Here is a 19,545-nt window from a genome sequence, read left to right on the forward strand (position 1 = left end):
TAAGGAAGGAGGAACAAAAAAAGCGGCGCTGCCCTCAATGAGGACAGCGCCGCTTTCCTATTAGCAAAGATTACTTAACAGCAGCTTCGTAACGTTTGCCAACTTCAGCCCAGTTTACAACGTTCCAGAACGCTGCAATGTAGTCAGGGCGTTTGTTTTGGTAGTTCAGGTAGTAAGCATGCTCCCAAACGTCCAGTCCGAGGATTGGCGTTTCGCCTTCCATGATCGGGCTGTCTTGGTTAGGCAAGCTGTATACTTTCAATTTGCCGTTAGCTACTGCAAGGAAAGCCCAGCCGCTGCCGAAACGAGTTGTTGCTGCTTTCGCGAAGTCAGCTTTGAAAGTATCGAAGCCGCCAAGCTCGCTCTCGATTGCCGCTGCAAGAGCGCCAGTAGGAGCGCCGCCAGCGTCAGGTCCGATTGTTTCCCAGAACAGGCTGTGGTTAGCGTGGCCGCCGCCGTTGTTGCGAACAGCAGTACGGATGCCTTCAGGTACGCTTGCCAGATCGGAGATCAACTCTTCGATCGATTTGCTTTGCAATTCAGGAGCGGACTCAAGAGCTGCGTTCAGGTTCGTCACATATGCGTTGTGGTGACGGCCGTGGTGAATTTCCATTGTAGTCGCATCGATATGCGGCTCAAGCGCGTTGTGCGCGTAAGGCAATGCTGGTAGTTGATGTGCCATTATTATTACCTCCTAAATATATGTAGCTTAGCAATTCCATTATCCCTTATCCGATCGAATAAATCAACATTAATGTTGCAAAAGTCGGAGGGGCAAAAAGGCGACTAATAGCAATCCAACATAGCGTAACACAGAAGCAAAACAATTATTCAGAGTAACGTTGATTAACGTAATTTTAACAAAAAAAGAGATAAAATGAATGAAAACGCTTTATATAAAGCGTTTTCACGAGTAAATCGAAGATTTGTTTAATTTTTATAAGGAATTTCGAAGATTTTAGAAGGAATTCGTATGATTTTGTCGTATAATATTCTAGAAGCAGCACTATGACAAGAAATAGAAGGTGTTAATTTAATGAACGTACGTTCCTTCCAGTTGTCCGATTACAGACCGATTACAGCTCTTCTCGAAGAAGTGTTAACCGAAGAGTGTTACGAACAAACGATGGAAGCTTTTGCACGTCAATTGTCATGGGATAGCGATTTGGTTCTTGTCGCTGTCGAAGATTCCGAGCTTGTTGGAATGATTATCGGAACGATTGATAATAACAAAGGTTATTATTATCGAATCGCCGTATCGCCACAACATCAACGGAAAGGAATAGGCAAGTCGCTTATTCAGGGGCTGCGTCAGCGCTTCGAGCAGCGTCATGTTACAAAGATACTTATTACCGCGGACGAGCACAACGAGCCGGTATTGCCGTTATATGAGTCCATGGGCTACGCGTCCAACGACTTTTTCCGGTCTTTCCAGAAGCTGAGCATCGTAACGGGTTAACGCGGATTTTCTGCAATTATAATTTGTGCAGGGGCATATCTGCATCGCCATTGCTTTTGGCGGTGAGATATGCTTTTCTTATTACTATAGACATGTGTGAGGAGAACGGTATGGTACGATACATGCACTGTGTTATCAAGAGCTTCAAGCATAACGGTCACATCCATCGTACATGGCAGCGCAATTGGCTCGTTCCCAGCGAGCTGCTTGTTCCGGAGCACCTGGAAGAGTCCATGATCGTTCTAATTAATCGACAGACGCCGATACAGGAATCGGACGGCAAGCAATGGATCAGCCGTGTTCCTGCCGTTTCATTCTTCATACCTGGCATTTGGTTTAATGTCGTAGCCCTTATTGAGGAAAACGGCATACGTTACTATTGCAATATCGCTTCTCCTCCTTATTTGCAAGGGGACGTGCTGACATATATCGATTATGACCTTGATGTTATTCGTACGACGGACGGCGGATGTTTTGTCGTTGATCAGGATGAGTACGAGCTTCATAGCCATATGTATCACTACCCGCAGATGGTGGATGATAAAGTCCAAGAAGGGCTGGCGGCTTTGCTGTTAAGAATAGAAAGCGGACAACCGCCTTTTCAAGATGAGCATGTTACGGCCTACTACGAGGCGTGGCTTCAGGCAAACGGCGAGGTGGAATAATGACTTTGGCAGAATCGGAAACGGCATCATCCTCCAATAAACCTAATGAAAATAATCGCACTTGGCGCTCTGAGGCTTGGGATTGGCTCAGGACGCTTATTGTTGCATTCGTGGTTGTCCTTATTGTACATTTTTTTGTATTCAATTTATCTACGGTAGAAGGCCATTCTATGGAGCCGACGCTGCTTGATGATGAGTGGCTGTTCGTGAACAAGTTCGTGTATTTGGTCGGCAAGCCCAAAGCGGGTGACGTTGTTATATTGAAGGAACCCGATGACGGAAGCGGGGAGAAGAAGTTTCTCGTGAAGCGTGTTATCGGTGTTCCTGGTGATCAAATCGAGATCTATGATAATCAGTTGTACCGCAATGGTGAGCTCGTCATAGAAAATTATATCGACACTTCTATAGAGGGCATGAATTATGGACCAAGCGTCGTAGAAGAGGGACGATACTTCGTAATGGGAGACAATCGTCATCTGCAAGCGAGCTTGGACAGCCGAATTTTCGGCACGGTGCCGCGCAGTCTGATTAAAGGCAGGGCGGATTATATTTTATGGCCTTATAACAAATTACGCGGATTGTAGTTTATTCCACTCGTTTAGAAGTTGGGAGGTAGAACATTAATGAAAGAAGTTATGATCTATACGGACGGAGCTTGCTCCGGTAATCCTGGACCCGGCGGCTGGGGCGCTGTGCTCTTCTACGGATCGAAGCAGAAGGAAATATCCGGCGGCGAGAAGCATACGACCAATAACCGTATGGAAATTCAAGCGGTTATCGAAGGGTTAAGACTGCTCAAGGAGCCTTGCTCAGTCAAGGTGTACAGCGATTCGGCCTATGTCGTCAATTGCTTTCAGAAAGGCTGGATACACGGCTGGCTTCGCAACGGGTGGAAGAACAGCAAGAAGGATCCGGTGGAAAATCAGGAACTTTGGAAAGCGTTATGGGAACTCATGAAGATGCATACCGTTGAATACGTCAAAGTAAAGGGCCATAGCGACAATGAATGGAACAATCGCTGCGACGAGCTTGCGCGCGAAGCGATCCGCAGGCTGTAAGCGATGACTGACCGCTACAGCAAGCTGAAAGAAGAGATGAAGGCTGCGGCGGCCGAGCTTGGCATCGATAAGATTGGCGTCGCATCGGCTGACCCTTTCACCGAGATGAAACAAATATTAATTCGTCATCGCGAGCTTGGCAGAGAATCCGGCTTCGAGGAGAAGGATCTCGACAAGCGTACGAATCCGGCGCTATTGTTCGACAATCCGCAATCGATCATCGCAATCGCGGTTGCTTATCCTTCGAAGATGGACAACCCTCCTAAGTCCGAGCGCGGCGCACGTCGCGGCATTATGTCCCGCTCCTCTTGGGGAGAGGACTACCACCGCGTATTGCGCGACCGGCTTGCTCGGCTGGAGGCGTGGCTTCGCGAGCGCATTCCTGATCTGCGGGTGGAGAGTATGGTCGATACGGGCGAGCTCGTCGATCGTGCGGTTGCTGAGCGCGCCGGCCTTGGCTGGAGCGCCAAAAACTGCGCGGTCATTACGCCGGAGTGGGGCTCATGGGTGTATCTCGGCGAGATGATAACGAATATCCCGCTGCCGCCGGACGAGCAAATGACCGATCAGTGCGGTTCCTGCACGATATGCATCGATGCCTGTCCTACGGACGCGCTGGTTGGACCCGGACAGCTTGATTCGAGCAAGTGTATTTCATTTATTACGCAGACGAAAGGGTTCGTAGAAGAGCCGATCATGCGTAAGATCGGGAATCGGATTTATGGCTGCGATACATGCCAAACGGTATGCCCGATCAACAAGGGGAAGAACTGGACGCATCAGCCGGAGCTGCAGCCTGATCCGGAGCTCGTTATGCCGCTCCTTGAGCCGCTTTTATCGATGAGCAATAAAGAGTTCCAAGAACGTTATTCCCGCAGTTCCTCCGCGTGGCGGGGGAAGAAGCCGATCCAACGCAATGCCGTCATAGCGCTTGGCAATTACAAGGAAGTGTCTGCCGTACCGGAGCTAGTGAAGGTACTGGAGTCGGATCCGAGGCCGGTGCTTCGCGGAACGTCGGCATGGGCGCTGGGCCGAATCGGCGGCGCGGTTGCCGAAGAGGCGCTTCATGCAGCTTTTGCCAAGGAGAGCGACGAGGAAGCTAAGGCCTATATGGCGAGGGCGATCGACGCTATAGGGCCTAGCAGCAAATCTATAGATTGAAATGATTGGTTGTTCAAAGCTGTTTCATCCTGATTGCGAACGAAGGATGAACATGCTATCATGAATGCAATTATTACAGCAAGAGATAGAGAGGGTTGGGTGAATTTTTTTTATGTGGTTAAACATTGTACTTCCTATCGTGACATTAGTGGTCGGCGCAGTTGGCGGCTTTTTCATCGGCGTATTCTATTTGCGCAAGCAGCTTGAGAAGATGCAGAACGACCCTGAGATGATACAGAAGATGGCTAAGCAAATGGGCTATAACTTGAATAAGCAACAAATGAATCGTGCTCAAAACATGATGAAAAATCAAAAGTTCCCGCGTAAATAAAGGCGCGTTTTAGGTTGTAAACAGTTGTAATGATCCGGAAGGAGTGACCCTACGTGGCGGGTAAGAAAGATTACGTCAATACAAAGGTAACGAGCAACCGGGAGCAAATCGAATACCACGTCAGAGAGATATTAAAGCTGGTAGGCGAGAACGTGGAACGCGAGGGACTTCTAGAGACACCTGCGCGCGTCACTCGGATGTATGAGGAAATATTCGCAGGCTACGAGGTTGACCCTCGCGAAGTGCTTGGCGTAACGTTCGATGAGCAGCATGAAGAGCTCGTCATCGTGAAGGATATTGTGTACTATAGCCAGTGTGAGCACCATATGGCGCCGTTTTTCGGTAAGGCGCATATCGGGTATATCCCAAGCGGCAAGATCGCAGGGCTCAGCAAGCTCGCGCGTCTGGTCGAGGCAGTTACGCGCAGACTGCAGGTGCAGGAGCGTATTACTTCGCAGATCGCCGATATTCTCGAGGAGGAGCTATCGCCGCATGGCGTCATGGTCGTTGTCGAGGGCGAGCATCTGTGCATGTGCGCACGGGGCGTGAAGAAGCCGGGCAGCAAGACCGTCACCTCGGCGGTACGCGGCGAATTCCGCAGCAGCTCTGCGCTGCGCTCGGAGTTTCTTGCATTGCTGAAGCAATAGCTATAATGAATAAAGGCTGACAGTTCTCTTAGCAGAGAGCTGTCAGCCTTTTATTATTGCTATGGCATTAGTACGGCTGCCAGACGAGCTGGCGCGCTTCCTCGAAGCGTTTGTTCACATTCGGCCAATGAACGACGCTCCACCAGTCCTTAATGTAGTCAGCGCGCTTGTTCTGATGCTTCAAATAATAAGCATGCTCCCATACGTCGAACGGCAGCAAAGGAATTGCGTCCCACTGCGATAAGTTCTGATGCTTCTCGGCAGTTAAGATTTCTAGCCGTCTGCTGCGCGGACTCCAGACGAGGATCGCCCAGCCGCTGCCTTCGACCTTGGCAGCCGCTTCGCTGAACTGCTTCTTGAAAGCGGCATAGCTGCCGAAATCGTTCGTGATCTGCGTAGAGATCGGCCCGACGGCATCGCCCCCGCCGTGTGGCGACATCACGCTCCAAAACAACGTATGAAGATAATGTCCTGCCCCATTGAAGGCAAGCTCACGCTCCCAGTGCTTGACCAGATCAAAGTTGCCGGTTTCGCGCGCGATTTGAAGCTGTGTCTCGGCTTTATTGAGTCCGTCGACATAGGATTGATGATGAATGTCATGGTGTATTTGCATCGTCTGCTCATCGATATAAGGCTCTAAGGCATCATAATCATAGGGAAGCGGAGGCAGTGTATGTCCGCCAATGGGTACCTGTGCAATCGGTGCTCGCTGCTCCCGATTGCCTGGACTGTTCGCGGCTTGCCTGTATGCTCCGACCAGTCCGCGATAATAGTTGGTCTCGCGGATGGAATGGGCAATAATTGTCCGGGTGCTTTGCGGCACATTGCTGGACAGCAGCATCTCGAGCTGCTCGACATAGCGATGGGATTGCTCGAGCGCGGTATCGATAAGCGCTTCGACGGTAAGCTCGGCCTGCTCAGGAAGACGGGCAGGGTAAGGAAGCCATGATTCCAGCCATTGATTGGCGTAATGTACCGTTCCGGCAAATACGGGCTCCCATGATTGCAGCAAGCCCGCATATTGAACGTCCAGTGACGGAGCGCTTTGCAGGATGACGGCGTTATGCTCTTTCTCTTGCATTTTCCAGTGACGGACAAGCTCCATTGCTCTTACAGGCATTAGTTTGCCATAAATAAAAAGCACGGCCATCGCCTCCTATATGCTGCAACTATGGAATGCATCTAAGGTAGATGTATTCGTCGCAGAAAGGGGTTATGTCGTGCTTGCATAGGTTTAATGTTAGATTAGGAAGCTTTGTCGGTTTGCAATTGACCGTCGACTTGACTTAGGAAAAGCGCCGCCCGTTGGATGTATTCGCGCGGATGGACTTGGAACAGCATTTCATGCTGGCCGTCAGGCACGATCCAGGAACGGGAGAGAGGATTGCCTTGTACAGATGCAACAACCTCGGCCGTCTCGTAATCAGCCTTCACATCGTTGGTGCCATGAATGACATAGATTGGCATCCCGTAATCATTCGACATCACTTCCTCGGCGGGGATGGATCCAAAGTTCGAACCCGTCCACAGCGGGATTAATGATTCGATGAGCGGTAATGAAGGGAAACGCGGCAGCTCTACGAATTGATTCAAATTATCGAATAAAGCCTCAGGACTTGGAATGAACATGCTGTCAAGAATCATTGCGTCGATCTCGTCGGTTTGCAGCGCTGTCTGCAGCGCCGTGCCTGCGCCCATCGAGAAGCCCCATACGACGATGTCTTCTGCTCCGCGCGACTTGGCATAATCGATGGCTGCGAGCAGCTGCTGAGATTCCTCAAGGCCGCCTGTGGCTGGCGCTTTGTATTCCTTGGAAGCATAGCCATAGTCGAATAGTAACACGTTGTAGCCTAAGCCGTTCAGGAGCTTCGAGAGATCATACATGGGAACCCATGTCTCTTCGCGATTAGCTCCGTAACCGTGGCTGAATACGACGGTTCTTGTGGAAGCAGCTACAGATGCGTCAGCAGCAGCGATCTCTGACCCGCCAGCGGGAACGAACCAGCCGCTAACGGTTGTCTGTCCGCTATGACTTGGAAATACGACATCCTCATATTGAAGGCCAATGGCCGCTTTCGGATTGGAAGTGAGCGGTGATACGTATGGATAGGCGAGCATCCAAGCAACATAACCATGAAAGATAACGATCGCAAGCAAACACATGGCCGTGACGGAGGCGAGGGAGGCTACGACCAGGTGCTTGACACGGCTCTTTGCTTTCTTCTTAGCAAATAGCTGATCGGGGTCGATGAAAGGGAACGGCTGCATGCTGCCCGGGAATCCGGATTCAAGCTGCCGTGGCGTCAAGGTTGTTATGCTCATATCGTCATCCTCCTTCAATGTTGCTTCCAGATGCGTCGTAGTAGTAGGGAGAGAAGCGGTCGATAAACGTTCAATGAATGTAAGCGTTATTTTTCTAGTACTTTTATCGTAGTCCTACGCTAGTAGCCTGTCAATTGATGTCGATAAGATGTTAATGCTTTGTAATATAGCTGTAACGTAGAGACTTTCCTTTACGGCTCGAGAGCCAATAGGGTATACTAAAATGAGAATGAGTTTCATTGAATGAAACATGGGGCAGGGAGGATGGGCGGCATGGAGGAAGGCAAATCGACTGTACGCGCGGTAGATCGTGCGCTTGATATTTTACTCTGCTTTACGACGAAGACGGATTGGGCGATGACGGAAATCGCCGAGCATATCGGGCTGCATAAGAGTACGGTGCACCGCATGCTTGCCACACTGGAGGAGAAGGGTTTCCTGGAGCGTGATCGGGCGACGGAACGCTATCATCTAGGTCTTAAGGTATGGGAGCTGTCCGCTAACTTATCCCGATCGGACGATCAGGCGACGATATGGCTGCCGGAGATGGTGCGGCTGCGCGACAGGTTAGGAGAGACGGTCAGCATTTATGTTAGGGATGGATCGGAGCGTATACGAATTCAAGCCGTGCAGAGCAATCAGCCCGTTCGGCGGGTAGCGCCGGTGGGCGCACGGCTGCCGCTATATGCGGGAGCTTCGAGCAAAGTGCTTATTGCTTATGCCGAGCCTCACGTCCAGCAGGAGCTGTTCGTCGATCCTGCATGGCTGTATGCCATCGACCTGGATCAATATAAGCAGCAATTAGACGAAATTGTAGCGCAAGGGTATGCAACGAGCTTCGAGGAGCGCGAACCGGGCGCTGCGGCGTTGTCAGCGCCTATTCTTACACGCTCGGGCAAGCTGGTAGCAGCCTTATCGGTATCGGGGCCTGCAAGCCGTTTGACGATGGACACGATGCGTAGCTACGCGCCCGTTATGATAGAATCAGCCAAGCGGCTGGGTATGATGATTGTATAACAGGGGTTAAATCTTATGCTGCAGCACGCTGGACAAAGTGTACTCGCTATTTGAATGGATCTCATCCAATCAAAAGGCTAAAAATGAGAAGATTTCAGAGTTTGGCTGGATTTTGTGCAGTCTAATGAATGGAGAAAGGCTGCCGAGGGTTAAAATGCCGATTTTGATTGTATGTATTCCAATCAAAGGTCACCTAACAGGCGATTGGGATCGATTAGCCTGTATGAAATACAGGCAAAACACAAAAAAACGGGAGAGAGCAGACTAACATCTGCTTTCTCCCGTTTTTACTTTTTTATTACATGTTAGCGATCATTTGACGAAGCACCGTTTGCAGGATGCCGCCGTTGCGGTAGTAGTCTACGTCAACGAGCGAGTCCAGACGAACGATTGCTGGGAATTCGAACGTTGTGCCGTCTTCGCGAGTAGCGGTAACGGTAACGGAATCGCCCGGTTGAACGTCGTTGCTGAGGCCTGTAATGTCGAATGTCTCCGTACCAGTGATGCCAAGCGTTTTCCAGCTTTGGCCTTCTTGGAATTGAAGCGGAAGCACGCCCATGCCGACAAGGTTGGAACGGTGAATACGCTCGAAGCTTTCCGTAATAACGGCTTTGACGCCTAGAAGGTAAGTGCCTTTGGCAGCCCAGTCACGCGAACTTCCTGTTCCGTACTCTTTACCGGCGATAACGACAAGGTTTTTGCCGCTGTCTTGGTATTTCATCGATGCGTCGTAGATGGACATTACTTCGCCGCTTGGCAAGTAAGTCGTTACGCCGCCCTCTGTACCAGGAGCAACTTGGTTGCGAATACGGATGTTCGCGAACGTACCGCGCATCATCACTTCGTGGTTACCGCGACGGGAACCGTACGAGTTGAAGTCTTTGCGATCTACGCCGTTGTCTATCAAGTATTTGCCGCCTGGGCTGTTAACCGTAATGTTGCCGGCAGGGGAGATATGGTCAGTCGTAACCGAATCGCCCATAAGCGCAAGTACGCTAGCCGAAGGAATATCGGCAATGTCATTAAGAGCGTCGCCGATGCTCTCGAAGAACGGCGGGTTTTGGATGTACGTCGATTTTTCATCCCACTCGTAGCTTTCGCCTTCTGGTACGGAAATCGCGTTCCAACGCTCGTTTTGCGTAAATACGTTCTCGTATTTGTCGCGGAACATTTGCGGATTCAACGAAGCTGCAACCGCGTCTTTGATTTCTTGGTTAGTAGGCCAGATATCTTTCAGGTATACCGGCTGGCCGTCTTGGTCGTAGCCGATTGCATCATTGGTAAGATCGATGTTAACCGTACCAGCGATTGCATAAGCAACAACGAGCGGCGGCGATGCCAGGTAGTTGGCTTTAACCTGAGCGTGAACGCGGCCTTCGAAGTTACGGTTACCGGACAATACAGCCGCTACCGTCATATCGTTGTCGGCGATCGCTTTGCTTACTTCGTCCGGCAATGGACCGGAGTTACCGATACAAGTTGCGCAGCCGTAGCCTGCAACGTGGAAGCCGAGCGCTTCAAGCGATTCGATCAGGTTTGCTTTTTTCAAATATTCCGTAACGACGAGCGAGCCCGGCGTCAGGGAGCTTTTTACGTAAGCCGGTTTCTTAAGACCGCGCTCTACTGCTTTCTTAGCAACGAGGCCAGCAGCAAGCATTACGCTTGGGTTGGACGTGTTCGTGCAGCTTGTAATAGCCGCGATCGCAACAGCACCTGTGCCCATTTTGGACACTTGGCCGTCATTATGGTTAACGGTTACGACTTGCTCGATTTTCTCGTCGCTCAGGCCGTATCCGCCTTTGTCGATTGGCGTGCGGATGATGCTGTTGAACGATTCTTTCATCGAAGTCAGCTCAACGCGGTCTTGCGGACGCTTCGGTCCAGCAAGCGATGGAACGATTGTCGAAAGGTCAAGCTCGATAACGTCAGAGAAAACAGGGTCTGGCGTTTCGTCCGTACGGAACATGCTTTGTGCTTTGTAGTAAGCTTCAACAAGCTCGATTTGCTCTTCTTGACGGCCTGTTTGACGCATGAACGAAAGCGTCTCGCTGTCGACAGGGAAGAAGCCGATTGTTGCGCCGTACTCAGGAGCCATGTTGGCAACCGTTGCGCGGTCAGCAAGGCTGATGTTGGACAAGCCAGGTCCGAAGAACTCGACGAATTTGCCGACAACGCCTTTTTTACGAAGGATTTGTGTAACAGTCAGGGCAAGGTCAGTTGCTGTAGAGCCTTCTGCCAGGCTGCCTGTCAATTTGAAGCCGATAACTTCTGGCATTACGAAGTAAAGCGGTTGTCCGAGCATGCCTGCTTCCGCTTCGATACCGCCAACGCCCCAGCCTACTACGCCAAGACCGTTGATCATCGTAGTATGGGAGTCCGTACCTACTAGGGAGTCAGGATATACGACTGTTTCGCCGTCGATTGTTTTCGTTGCGGCAACGGATGCCAAGTACTCAAGGTTAACTTGGTGAACGATACCTGTGCCCGGCGGCACAGCGCGGAAGTTATCGAATGCCGTTTGTGCCCAGCGAAGGAAACGGTAACGTTCTTCGTTGCGCTCGAATTCCACTTTCGTGTTGTATTCAAGAGCTTCAGGGCTACCAAATGCGTCAACCATGATCGAGTGGTCGATTACGAGATCGACAGGAACGAGCGGGTTGATTTTCTTAGGATCTCCGCCAGCTTTTTTAACGGTGTCACGCATTGCCGCAAGGTCAACGACAACCGGTACGCCGGTGAAATCTTGCAGTACGATACGAGCAGGGATGAAAGGAATTTCTTTGTCCTCGCGTCCGTCAGCCCAAGTTGCAAGCTGCTTCACGTGCTCAGGTGTAATTGCGCGTCCGTCGAATTGGCGAACGGCTGCTTCAAGCAATACTTTGATCGAGAAAGGCAGCTTCGAAATGTCGCCAAGGCCTTGCTCTTGTAGTCCGTCGATACGATAGTAAGCATACGACTTGCCGCCAGCATCAAGCGTAGTGCGGACGGAGTATTGATTTTGTTTAGACATCGTCATTCTCCTTTGTGTAAATGTCGTCCTTGTTTCACTCTGTGAAACAGGATTTCAAATTCCTTATAGCTATAGTATAGCGCTAAAATGACCCCTGCGTAAAGTCCAATTATGTCCTTGCGGACATACGGAAGGGGCTGAAAATACGTTTCAAGCGATGTTACATGAATTGTCGTATCGTTTCATATAATTAATCAGTTATTCTGTGTCATGCAGGAGGGATAGCGATGTCGCGAACAGGTCAAAGGCCGCCAGCAAATCAAAGTTACAAACGAAATCAAGCGCCCCCGCAGCAGGGAAGCTCCCCGCGCCAGCCGGCTGTTAAGCTGAAGGCTAATGCCGGACTGCCGCAACGGGCAGCGGAGGAGCAGCGGCAGCATATGGCGGCCAATCAGCCCGAGCCTCAGTCTAAGGCTCAGTCACAGGCAAGTGCTCATCAATCAAACAAGCAGCCAAAGCTTACATCTCTCCTGCGTTCATCGGATTATGGGCTGCACCGGCAGCAAGGAGAGGCGGAAGGGTGGAAATCAGCCGTTCATCGTTACATTAGTTTGTACAATCAGGCCGAGACGGAGCAGCATGCCCAAGTGCTGTCCGACTTTGTTACGGACGCAGAACATTGCGAACGTCTTCGCTGTCGGCTTGAGCGGCTGCGTGAGCGTGAGCTGCTGCGCGGCGTCCTGCCTGCCGGAAGTGAGACGAAGGCCGAGCTTGTCCGCGTTAACGAGTCTCCAAACGAAGTGTCGGTGCTCATTAAGCTTCATATTAGAAGAAGAATGGAGCAGCATGGCCGCTTCTATATGGAGGAGAGGTCTGAATACGAGCGGCTATGGCTGTGTCCCGCGGGTAAAAGCTGGGACGTTATGCGCGTCGAGCCGATCATATCCGAACGCAGGCCGCGATATGGAGCATCAGCCGACAACTGGATGACAGTAGATGATTATACGTTCTCCGAAGGCGAGCGCGCTACGCCTTCGATGCCATACTTAAATTATGACCTATTCCCGCAATTCAAACACCGTCAGCCAGGTATTCCGTACAGGAGAGATTTGGTTGCGGCTTATGCCGACCGATGGTGGAACGAAGGCAATCCCGCCTATGAGCTGTTTGAGGTAAATTGCACGAATTACGTATCCCAATGCGTCTTTGCAGGTAATGCCCCAATGAACTATACTGGTAAAAGAGAAAGCGGCTGGTGGTATAAAGGCAGAAATAAAGGTCAGGAAAATTGGAGCTTCAGCTGGGCCGTATCCAATGCTTTAACTCATTATTTGGGTGGAAAGCGGACATCAGGCTTGCGCGCAGAAACCGTTTTATCGGCCGACGAGCTGCAGCTAGGCGATATTATTACGTATGATTGGAATGGGGATAACCGATTCCAGCATAGTACAATCGTGACCGCGTTCGATGCAGCGGGGATGCCGCTCGTTAACGCGAATACCGTAGCCAGCAGGCATCGTTATTGGGATTATCGCGATTCTTACGCATGGACGGAACAGACGAGATATCGTTTTTTTCATATTGCCGACCTTATGTAAGCATTGTAATGTAAATTTATTCGTACCGGAGGATGTGCCATGGGAAGCAAAGTTCGAGTTGGTCTTGTATACGGGGGGAAATCGGGAGAGCATGAGGTCTCTCTGCAAACGGCGTTTGCCGTTATGGGCGAGTTCGACTACAGCAAATACGCTATCAAACCTTTTTATATTACGAAGCAAGGCGAGTGGAAGACAGGGGCGGTTCTTGAAGGTCGTCCAGCAAGCGTAGAGGAGCTGCGTTACGAGTCCAATGAGCCTGCGAATACAGGTGCGGCGCTTGCGCCGCTGTTCGCAGGTATAGGCGGTGCTGGCGCGAGCGGCGAGCAGCAGATCGACGTCGTATTTCCGCTGCTGCACGGCACGTTCGGCGAAGACGGCACGATCCAAGGTTTATTCGAGATGGCCAACATTCCTTATGTAGGTGCTGGCGTTCTCGCATCTGCCGTTGGCATGGACAAGATTATTATGAAGAAAGTGTTCGCCCAAGAGGGCTTGCCGCAATGTGTGTACCGGTACTTTAACCGTACGCAATGGCAGAAGGACTCCTCCTATTTCATTATGGAATGTGAAGTGTCGCTCGGGTACCCGTGCTTTGTTAAACCAGCCAACCTTGGCTCCAGCGTAGGCGTATCGAAAGCGAGAAACCGCGAGGAGCTGATCGCTGCCGTTAATTACGCGCTCCGTTTCGACCGCAAGGTCATCGTCGAGGAGTTCGTCGATGCGCGCGAGATCGAGGTCAGCGTGCTTGGCAACGACGAGGCGAAAGCTTCGCTGCCGGGTGAGATTGCTCCGTCCAATGAGTTTTACGACTATAAGGCCAAATATATCGACGGCAAATCCACAATGCAGATCCCGGCGAATATTCCTGCCGAGACGACGGAAGCGATTCGCGAGATGGCCGTTCGCGCTTTCCAAGCAATTGACGGGTCCGGCTTGTCCCGGGTTGACTTTTTCTTACGGAAGTCGGATGGTCAACTGCTAATTAATGAAGTGAATACATTGCCTGGTTTCACGCCTTTCAGCATGTATCCGCTCATGTGGAAGGAAACGGGTCTCCCATACAAGCAGCTTCTAGACAATTTGATCGATCTCGCGATGGCTCGTTACAATGACAAGCAAGCGATAGATTTCTCCGGCGACGCGATTTAAGGTTAGATCAAATTAAATAGATAGGCAATCGTAAATGGGCTCATTTAACGTCATTTCGTCGAACTAATGAGCCTTAACTGGCCTTATAACTGATTTTCGAGGAGGGGGTTGTTACCATGGGATTTTCAACCGAATTTAATTCCGTATGCAAATTCAAGTCCGAGCAAGAGCTTTATGAATTGTTGGAGTATGGTAGGGGCAAAATGGTTAAGAGCGGATTTCGCGTCTTTCCGACGGGTCAAAAGGTCATCGCCTACACGCCTGGCAACGAAGCGATTGCGATTGTCCGCATCTTGGCTTCTATCGCTGAGATTAACTTTCAAGGCGAAGAAGTAACCGAAGTGGAGATGGAGCTTGTGAGAAAGCTAACCGAGGAAGAGTCGCGCATACAGACTGCACTGGCTTATGAAATGTTTTTTGGAGATCGAAAGTAGCCCGTGATCGTCAGATTCGGTTTCGTTGCGATGAGCCTTACGCTTGAGAATTCATCTCCCTCCAAAACGATGACTTACAAAAGCTTCTCCAAGCTCGATGACCGCGACGCAGCTATTCGTAAGCTGGAGCGGATCGCCGAGGAGAATCTAAGCAATACGTTGCGCATATTAAGGCATTGCCGGGCGAGCGATATTCAAATGTATCGTTTCTCGTCCAAGCTCATACCGCTTGCGACACACGGAGCGCTTGCGGATTGGAATCCGTTTGAGACTCTGACGCCTTCGTTCCGTGAGCTAGGCGATTTCGTTAAGCGAAACAACATACGCGTATCGTTCCATCCCGATCATTTCTGCGTGTTCAGCACGCCTCGCGAGGAAGTGCTGGCGAACTCGATCATCGACTTGGACAACCATGTGCGGATGCTTGAGGCGATGGGATTGGATGAAGCGGCCAAATGCAATATACATATGGGCGGAGCATACGGAGACAAAGCAACGTCCAGCCAGCGGTTTATCGCTCAATTCGGGTCGCTTGAGCCGCGATGCCTGCACCGTGTGACGCTAGAGAACGACGATAAGACGTTTAATGTTGCGGAGACGCTAAGTGCCGCTGAGCAGGTCGGGGTACCGATGGTACTCGACATCCATCATCATGCCGTCAATCCGGGCGATATCTCGGAGGACGAGCTATGCGGCGTGCTATGGCCGCGCATCGTGCAGACGTGGCAGCGAGAACGCGAACGGCTAGGGTTAACCTCTGCACGCGAGTTGCCGCCAAAGATTCATGCATCCAGTCCGAAAAGCGAGTCGGACCCGAGAGGCCATGCCGACTTCGTCGAACCGCTTCCGCTGCTTCATTTCTTGCGTAAGGCTGCGCCGGCAACCGAATACCTGGATTGCATGCTGGAGGCCAAGAGCAAGGACGAAGCTTTATTTAAACTGATGGACGAGCTCCGAAAGCTGGAGGAGCAAGGAGAAGGCGTGAAAGTCATCGACGATGCAAGTGTCGAGATCTTCATCTGATATATATATATATGGTCAACAGCACCGCCTGGGACATGCCTTGGCGGTGCTGTTCTGAACGTTGTTCACAACTAGAGAGTGGTGATTATCATGTTAAGCTGGCTGCTGCTAGTCGTGCTCGGCGCGGTTGCCGCTATATTCGGAAGCATCGTCGGTCTTGGCGGAGGCATCATTATCGTACCCGCGCTTATGCTGCTCGGTCCCGTTCTAACAGGTGGAGAGATCGGACACGAGACTGCCGTAGGTACGTCGTTAACGGTGTTGGTCGTAACGGCGCTTGCTTCCACGTTATCCTATGCCAAGCGCAAAATCGTCGATTTCAAGAGCGCGTGGCTTTTTTTCATAACAAGCGGTCCAGCTGCTATGGCGGGTTCTGCTTTGACGGGATTGCTGAAGGACGGCGTGTTCCAGCTCGTGTTTGGTGTTTTTATGCTGCTCATGGCGGGTCTGCTCATTGCCCGAGATTATATGAAACCGTTTACTCGTGAATGGCCTATCCATCGAAGCTTCACGGATGCTTCAGGTGAGACGCACAGCTATGGTTACGCCATCGCCCCAGCGCTTCTTATCGGCTTTGGCGTAGGGCTGATTTCCGGCTTGTTCGGCATTGGCGGAGGGTCTTTATTCGTACCGCTTATGGTACTGCTATTCCGTTTCCCCCCTCATGTGGCGACGGCAACGTCGATGTTCGTCATATTCCTGTCCTCCATCCTAGGCAGCGGCATGCATGCCTTTCTTGGCGAGACGAATTGGCTGTTCGTGCTGGCGCTCGTCCCCGGTGCATGGATCGGAGGCAAAGCCGGCGCATACATCGCGATGCGCATGAGCGGCAAGGGTCTCATGTGGCTGCTGCGGGTCACGTTGTTGCTGCTTGCGGGACAACTGATTATTGAGGGCATAAGGGCGTTTTGACCGCGACAGTTCCATTTTTTTCGCGAAACTTACCTGCCTAGTTATACGTATGTAAACCAATACGTTGTTTGAAATGGATCTACATCAACAAAAAAATCATGTAAAGAAACGAGTGATGGACCGTGAGCGATCAGCTTAATGCTTCCGTCGTTGGTGGCAAAAGCTTTACCGCTGTTGCTATCAATTGCGCCTCGAAAGCAGGCGAATGGATTAAGACAAAGCTTGGCAATCATGCAAGCCTTGATATAAAGTACTCTTCCCACGATCTTGTAACCGAAGTCGACAAAGGCTCTGAACGTCTGATCAAAAATTTGGTTTTGACCCATTTTCCACACCACTCTTTCTTAGGAGAAGAAGGTGTAGAGCCTGGGCCGGAAGCATCTGCAAGGGCGCTGGAAGATAAGATCGATGCCGAATACTTATGGATCGTTGATCCGATCGACGGTACGACGAACTTCGTACACGGCTTTCCATTCTTCTGCGTATCAATAGCGCTCGCTTACAAGGGCGATGTTATCGTCGGCGTTGTGTACGATCCGGTGAAGGATGAGCTGTTTGTCGCTGAGAAAGGCAAGGGAGCTTACGTGCACGGCAAACGGATGAGCGTATCTAGCGAGGAAACGCTTCGTGGAAGTCTTGTTGCAACGGGATTGCCAGCCGATCATCAATATGCGCTTCCCGTCAATTTGAGAGGGATTACCGCGGTAGCGCCACAGGTGCGGAATCTTCGGATTGCCGGCTCCGCCGCGCTTCATATGGCGTACGTTGCAGCAGGCCGTCTAAGCGGCTTTTGGGAGATTGGTCTTAACAGCTGGGACTTGGCAGCAGGCTCGCTTCTCATCCAAGAATCCGGCGGCATCGTGACCGATACGAACGGCAAGCCGTATGATCTGAGCGTACGCAATGTGATGGCCTCGAATGGCCGTATTCAAGACGAGTTGGTCGCGGCTCTGGCAGCAGCGAATGCGAACGAATAGTTAGTTTAGAAGAAGGACAGCATGGCTCACGAGAGAGAGCGCAAATGGCTGTCCTTTTTTTCATAGAGAGAGCGTCTTGTGATTGGTTTACGATAGAATGCGTCTATAATGCTAGATAAAGAGAATGAATGGAACGTATCGACTAGAGAACGAGAAAGGATGATCATGATGAATCAAGCACGACTTGTCAGTTTGGCGGCAGCGGTTGCCGTATTTACTCTCCTGATTGCAGCCTGCGACAAAAACGAAACGGAGAAAGCGGGCGTAGCAACAGAAGCACCTACGGCAATCCCCACGGCGGCTGTGACTACTGGCGTTGAGCCATCGCCGTCAATAGTGCCTTCTGATAAGCCTGAATCGAACGAGCCATACACGGTGCTTGCAGAGAATCTCAACATTCCCTGGGTCATCGAATTTGATGGAGATACGGTATACATCAGCGAGCGGGAAGGAGCGATCGTCAAGCTGGAGGGCGGTGTCATGGAGCGTCAATCCGTTCATTTGAACAAAAGCGTAAGACATAGGGGAGAAGGCGGCTTTCTCGGCTTACTGCTGTCGCCTGACTTCCATACATCGAAGCTTGCTTACGCCTACCATACCTATGAGGAGCAGGGTGCTCTAATGAACCGCATCGTCCTTATTAAGCAGGAGGGAGAGAAGTGGACTGAAGTTCGCTCACTGCTTGAGGGGATACCAGGGGCGTCTAACCATGACGGAGGAAGAATGGCGATTGGGCCGGACGGGATGTTATATGTGACAACTGGAGATGCGCAGCAGCCTCAACTGGCGCAAGATCGAAGCAGTCTGGCGGGCAAAATATTAAGACTGACGCTTGATGGCAAAGTGCCTGCTGACAATCCTTTTGCGGATTCGTATGTATACTCTTACGGACATCGTAATCCGCAAGGACTTGCATGGGATGATAAGGGTGTCCTGTTCAATACGGAGCATGGCCCGTCCGGCGACCCGGGCGGACATGACGAAGTGAACCGCATCGAGGCAGGCGGCAACTACGGATGGCCGACTGTATACGGTGACGATAATCGCATAGGGATGATCGCTCCGCTTTATCATACCGGGGAAGAGGCCATTGCGCCTTCTGGCGCTGTGATGGATGAGAGCAATCGTCTATTGATCGCTACACTTAGAGGTGAAGCGCTCTATCGCTACGATACGGTTGCAGGCAAAATGGAGATGGTGTTCTCAGGCGAGGGAAGGCTGCGCGATGTGAAAATCCATGATGGCCGCATTTATGTGATCACGAATAATACGGACGGCAGAGGCATTCCATCCAATACGGATGACAGGCTGTTAATGATTAATAATGTGAAGTAGGGGGATAGGAATAGAGCTAGAAATCAGCTCTATTCCGCCAATTGGGATGTGATAAGGACAGATAGAGATAGAAAGTATACCTATTCGTTAGGGTGAGTGCTGCGAATGCAGCGTTAGGCGGTTAGTTGAACAGAATAGAGCTGGAAAACAGCTCTATTCCGCCAATTGAGAAGTGTTATGGACGGATAGGGATAGAAAGTATACCTATTCGTCAGGGTGAGTGCTGAAAATGTAGCGTTAGGCGGTTAGTTGAACAGAATAGAGCTGGAAATCAGCTCTATTCCGCCAATTGAGGTGTGTTAAGGACGGATAGAGATAGAAAGTATACCTATTCGTCAGGGTGAGTGCTGCGAATGTAGCGTTAGGCGGTTAGTTGAACAGAATAGAGCTAGAAATCAGCTCTATTCCGCCAATTGAGATGTGTTAAGGACGGATAGAGATAGAAAGTATACCTATTCGTTAGGGTGAGTGCTGCGAATGTAGCGTTAGGCGGTTAGTTGAACAGAA

General features: G+C 50.9%; 19 protein-coding genes. 15 read left to right on the plus strand and 4 right to left on the minus strand.

Annotated elements, in window-relative coordinates:
• Positions 1-70 precede the first annotated feature (70 nt).
• Positions 71-682 (minus strand): superoxide dismutase, encoded by a 612-nt coding sequence (locus V8F51_RS31100; protein ID WP_337104389.1) that lies wholly within the window; start codon positions 680-682, stop codon positions 71-73.
• 354 nt (positions 683-1,036) lie between these two features.
• Between V8F51_RS31100 and V8F51_RS31105 the strand changes: the two genes are divergently transcribed.
• The 7 genes from V8F51_RS31105 to folE all read left to right on the plus strand — a co-directional run bounded on the left by V8F51_RS31105 (position 1,037) and on the right by folE (position 5,321).
• Complete coding sequence (locus V8F51_RS31105; RefSeq protein ID WP_337104390.1) at positions 1,037-1,459, plus strand: GNAT family N-acetyltransferase; 423 nt, start codon at positions 1,037-1,039, stop codon at positions 1,457-1,459.
• Between the two features lie 122 nt (positions 1,460-1,581).
• Entirely contained in the window at positions 1,582-2,124 is a 543-nt protein-coding gene (locus V8F51_RS31110; RefSeq protein WP_442956517.1) for a DUF402 domain-containing protein, read from the plus strand.
• Positions 2,124-2,708 (plus strand): signal peptidase I, encoded by a 585-nt coding sequence (gene lepB / locus V8F51_RS31115; protein ID WP_442956518.1) that lies wholly within the window; start codon positions 2,124-2,126, stop codon positions 2,706-2,708. Before V8F51_RS31110 ends, lepB begins: the two co-directional genes overlap by 1 nt.
• Before the next feature lie 39 nt (positions 2,709-2,747).
• On the plus strand, positions 2,748-3,182 hold the full coding sequence (gene rnhA / locus V8F51_RS31120) for a ribonuclease HI (protein ID WP_337104393.1): 435 nt from the start codon (positions 2,748-2,750) through the stop codon (positions 3,180-3,182).
• Between the two features lie 3 nt (positions 3,183-3,185).
• On the plus strand, positions 3,186-4,343 hold the full coding sequence (gene queG, locus V8F51_RS31125; protein WP_337104394.1) for a tRNA epoxyqueuosine(34) reductase QueG: 1,158 nt from the start codon (positions 3,186-3,188) through the stop codon (positions 4,341-4,343).
• A gap of 112 nt (positions 4,344-4,455) precedes the next feature.
• On the plus strand, positions 4,456-4,674 hold the full coding sequence (locus tag V8F51_RS31130; protein WP_337104395.1) for a YneF family protein: 219 nt from the start codon (positions 4,456-4,458) through the stop codon (positions 4,672-4,674).
• Between the two features lie 53 nt (positions 4,675-4,727).
• Complete coding sequence (gene folE, locus V8F51_RS31135; RefSeq protein WP_337104396.1) at positions 4,728-5,321, plus strand: GTP cyclohydrolase I FolE; 594 nt, start codon at positions 4,728-4,730, stop codon at positions 5,319-5,321.
• Positions 5,322-5,388: 67 nt separating this feature from the next.
• Here the strand turns inward: folE and V8F51_RS31140 are convergent, their stop codons facing one another.
• Together V8F51_RS31140 and V8F51_RS31145 are read right to left on the minus strand one after the other, a co-directional pair.
• A complete protein-coding gene (locus V8F51_RS31140; protein WP_337104397.1) occupies positions 5,389-6,465 on the minus strand; it encodes a Fe-Mn family superoxide dismutase in 1,077 nt (358 codons plus the stop codon).
• Positions 6,466-6,566: 101 nt separating this feature from the next.
• The gene (locus V8F51_RS31145) at positions 6,567-7,643 is read right to left on the minus strand and encodes an alpha/beta hydrolase (RefSeq protein WP_337104398.1); all 1,077 of its coding nucleotides are present in this window, start codon (positions 7,641-7,643) and stop codon (positions 6,567-6,569) included.
• A gap of 273 nt (positions 7,644-7,916) precedes the next feature.
• Between V8F51_RS31145 and V8F51_RS31150 the strand changes: the two genes are divergently transcribed.
• Entirely contained in the window at positions 7,917-8,660 is a 744-nt protein-coding gene (locus tag V8F51_RS31150; RefSeq protein ID WP_337104399.1) for an IclR family transcriptional regulator, read from the plus strand.
• Between the two features lie 298 nt (positions 8,661-8,958).
• Here the strand turns inward: V8F51_RS31150 and acnA are convergent, their stop codons facing one another.
• Positions 8,959-11,670 (minus strand): aconitate hydratase AcnA, encoded by a 2,712-nt coding sequence (gene acnA, locus V8F51_RS31155; RefSeq protein ID WP_337104400.1) that lies wholly within the window; start codon positions 11,668-11,670, stop codon positions 8,959-8,961.
• A gap of 227 nt (positions 11,671-11,897) precedes the next feature.
• Here acnA and V8F51_RS31160 point away from each other — a divergent pair, with 227 nt between their 5' ends.
• From V8F51_RS31160 to V8F51_RS31190, 7 genes are all read left to right on the plus strand, one after another.
• Positions 11,898-13,208, plus strand: coding sequence for an amidase domain-containing protein (locus V8F51_RS31160; protein ID WP_337104401.1), 1,311 nt, complete (start codon positions 11,898-11,900; stop codon positions 13,206-13,208).
• Positions 13,209-13,247: 39 nt separating this feature from the next.
• Positions 13,248-14,357: a D-alanine--D-alanine ligase gene (locus V8F51_RS31165; RefSeq protein ID WP_337104402.1), complete on the plus strand. Its 1,110-nt coding sequence runs from the start codon at positions 13,248-13,250 to the stop codon at positions 14,355-14,357.
• Positions 14,358-14,473: 116 nt separating this feature from the next.
• Positions 14,474-14,791, plus strand: coding sequence for a hypothetical protein (locus V8F51_RS31170; RefSeq protein ID WP_337104403.1), 318 nt, complete (start codon positions 14,474-14,476; stop codon positions 14,789-14,791).
• A gap of 3 nt (positions 14,792-14,794) precedes the next feature.
• On the plus strand, positions 14,795-15,814 hold the full coding sequence (gene uvsE / locus V8F51_RS31175) for a UV DNA damage repair endonuclease UvsE (RefSeq protein WP_337104404.1): 1,020 nt from the start codon (positions 14,795-14,797) through the stop codon (positions 15,812-15,814).
• Positions 15,815-15,904: 90 nt separating this feature from the next.
• Complete coding sequence (locus V8F51_RS31180) at positions 15,905-16,726, plus strand: sulfite exporter TauE/SafE family protein (protein WP_337104407.1); 822 nt, start codon at positions 15,905-15,907, stop codon at positions 16,724-16,726.
• Positions 16,727-16,848: 122 nt separating this feature from the next.
• A complete protein-coding gene (locus tag V8F51_RS31185) occupies positions 16,849-17,703 on the plus strand; it encodes an inositol monophosphatase family protein (protein WP_337104405.1) in 855 nt (284 codons plus the stop codon).
• Positions 17,704-17,871: 168 nt separating this feature from the next.
• Entirely contained in the window at positions 17,872-19,038 is a 1,167-nt protein-coding gene (locus V8F51_RS31190) for a PQQ-dependent sugar dehydrogenase (protein ID WP_337104406.1), read from the plus strand.
• Positions 19,039-19,545 lie beyond the last annotated feature (507 nt).

Origin of the sequence: Paenibacillus sp. YIM B09110, assembly GCF_037167145.1 — a bacterium.
Classification (GTDB): Bacteria; Bacillota; Bacilli; order Paenibacillales; family Paenibacillaceae; genus Pristimantibacillus.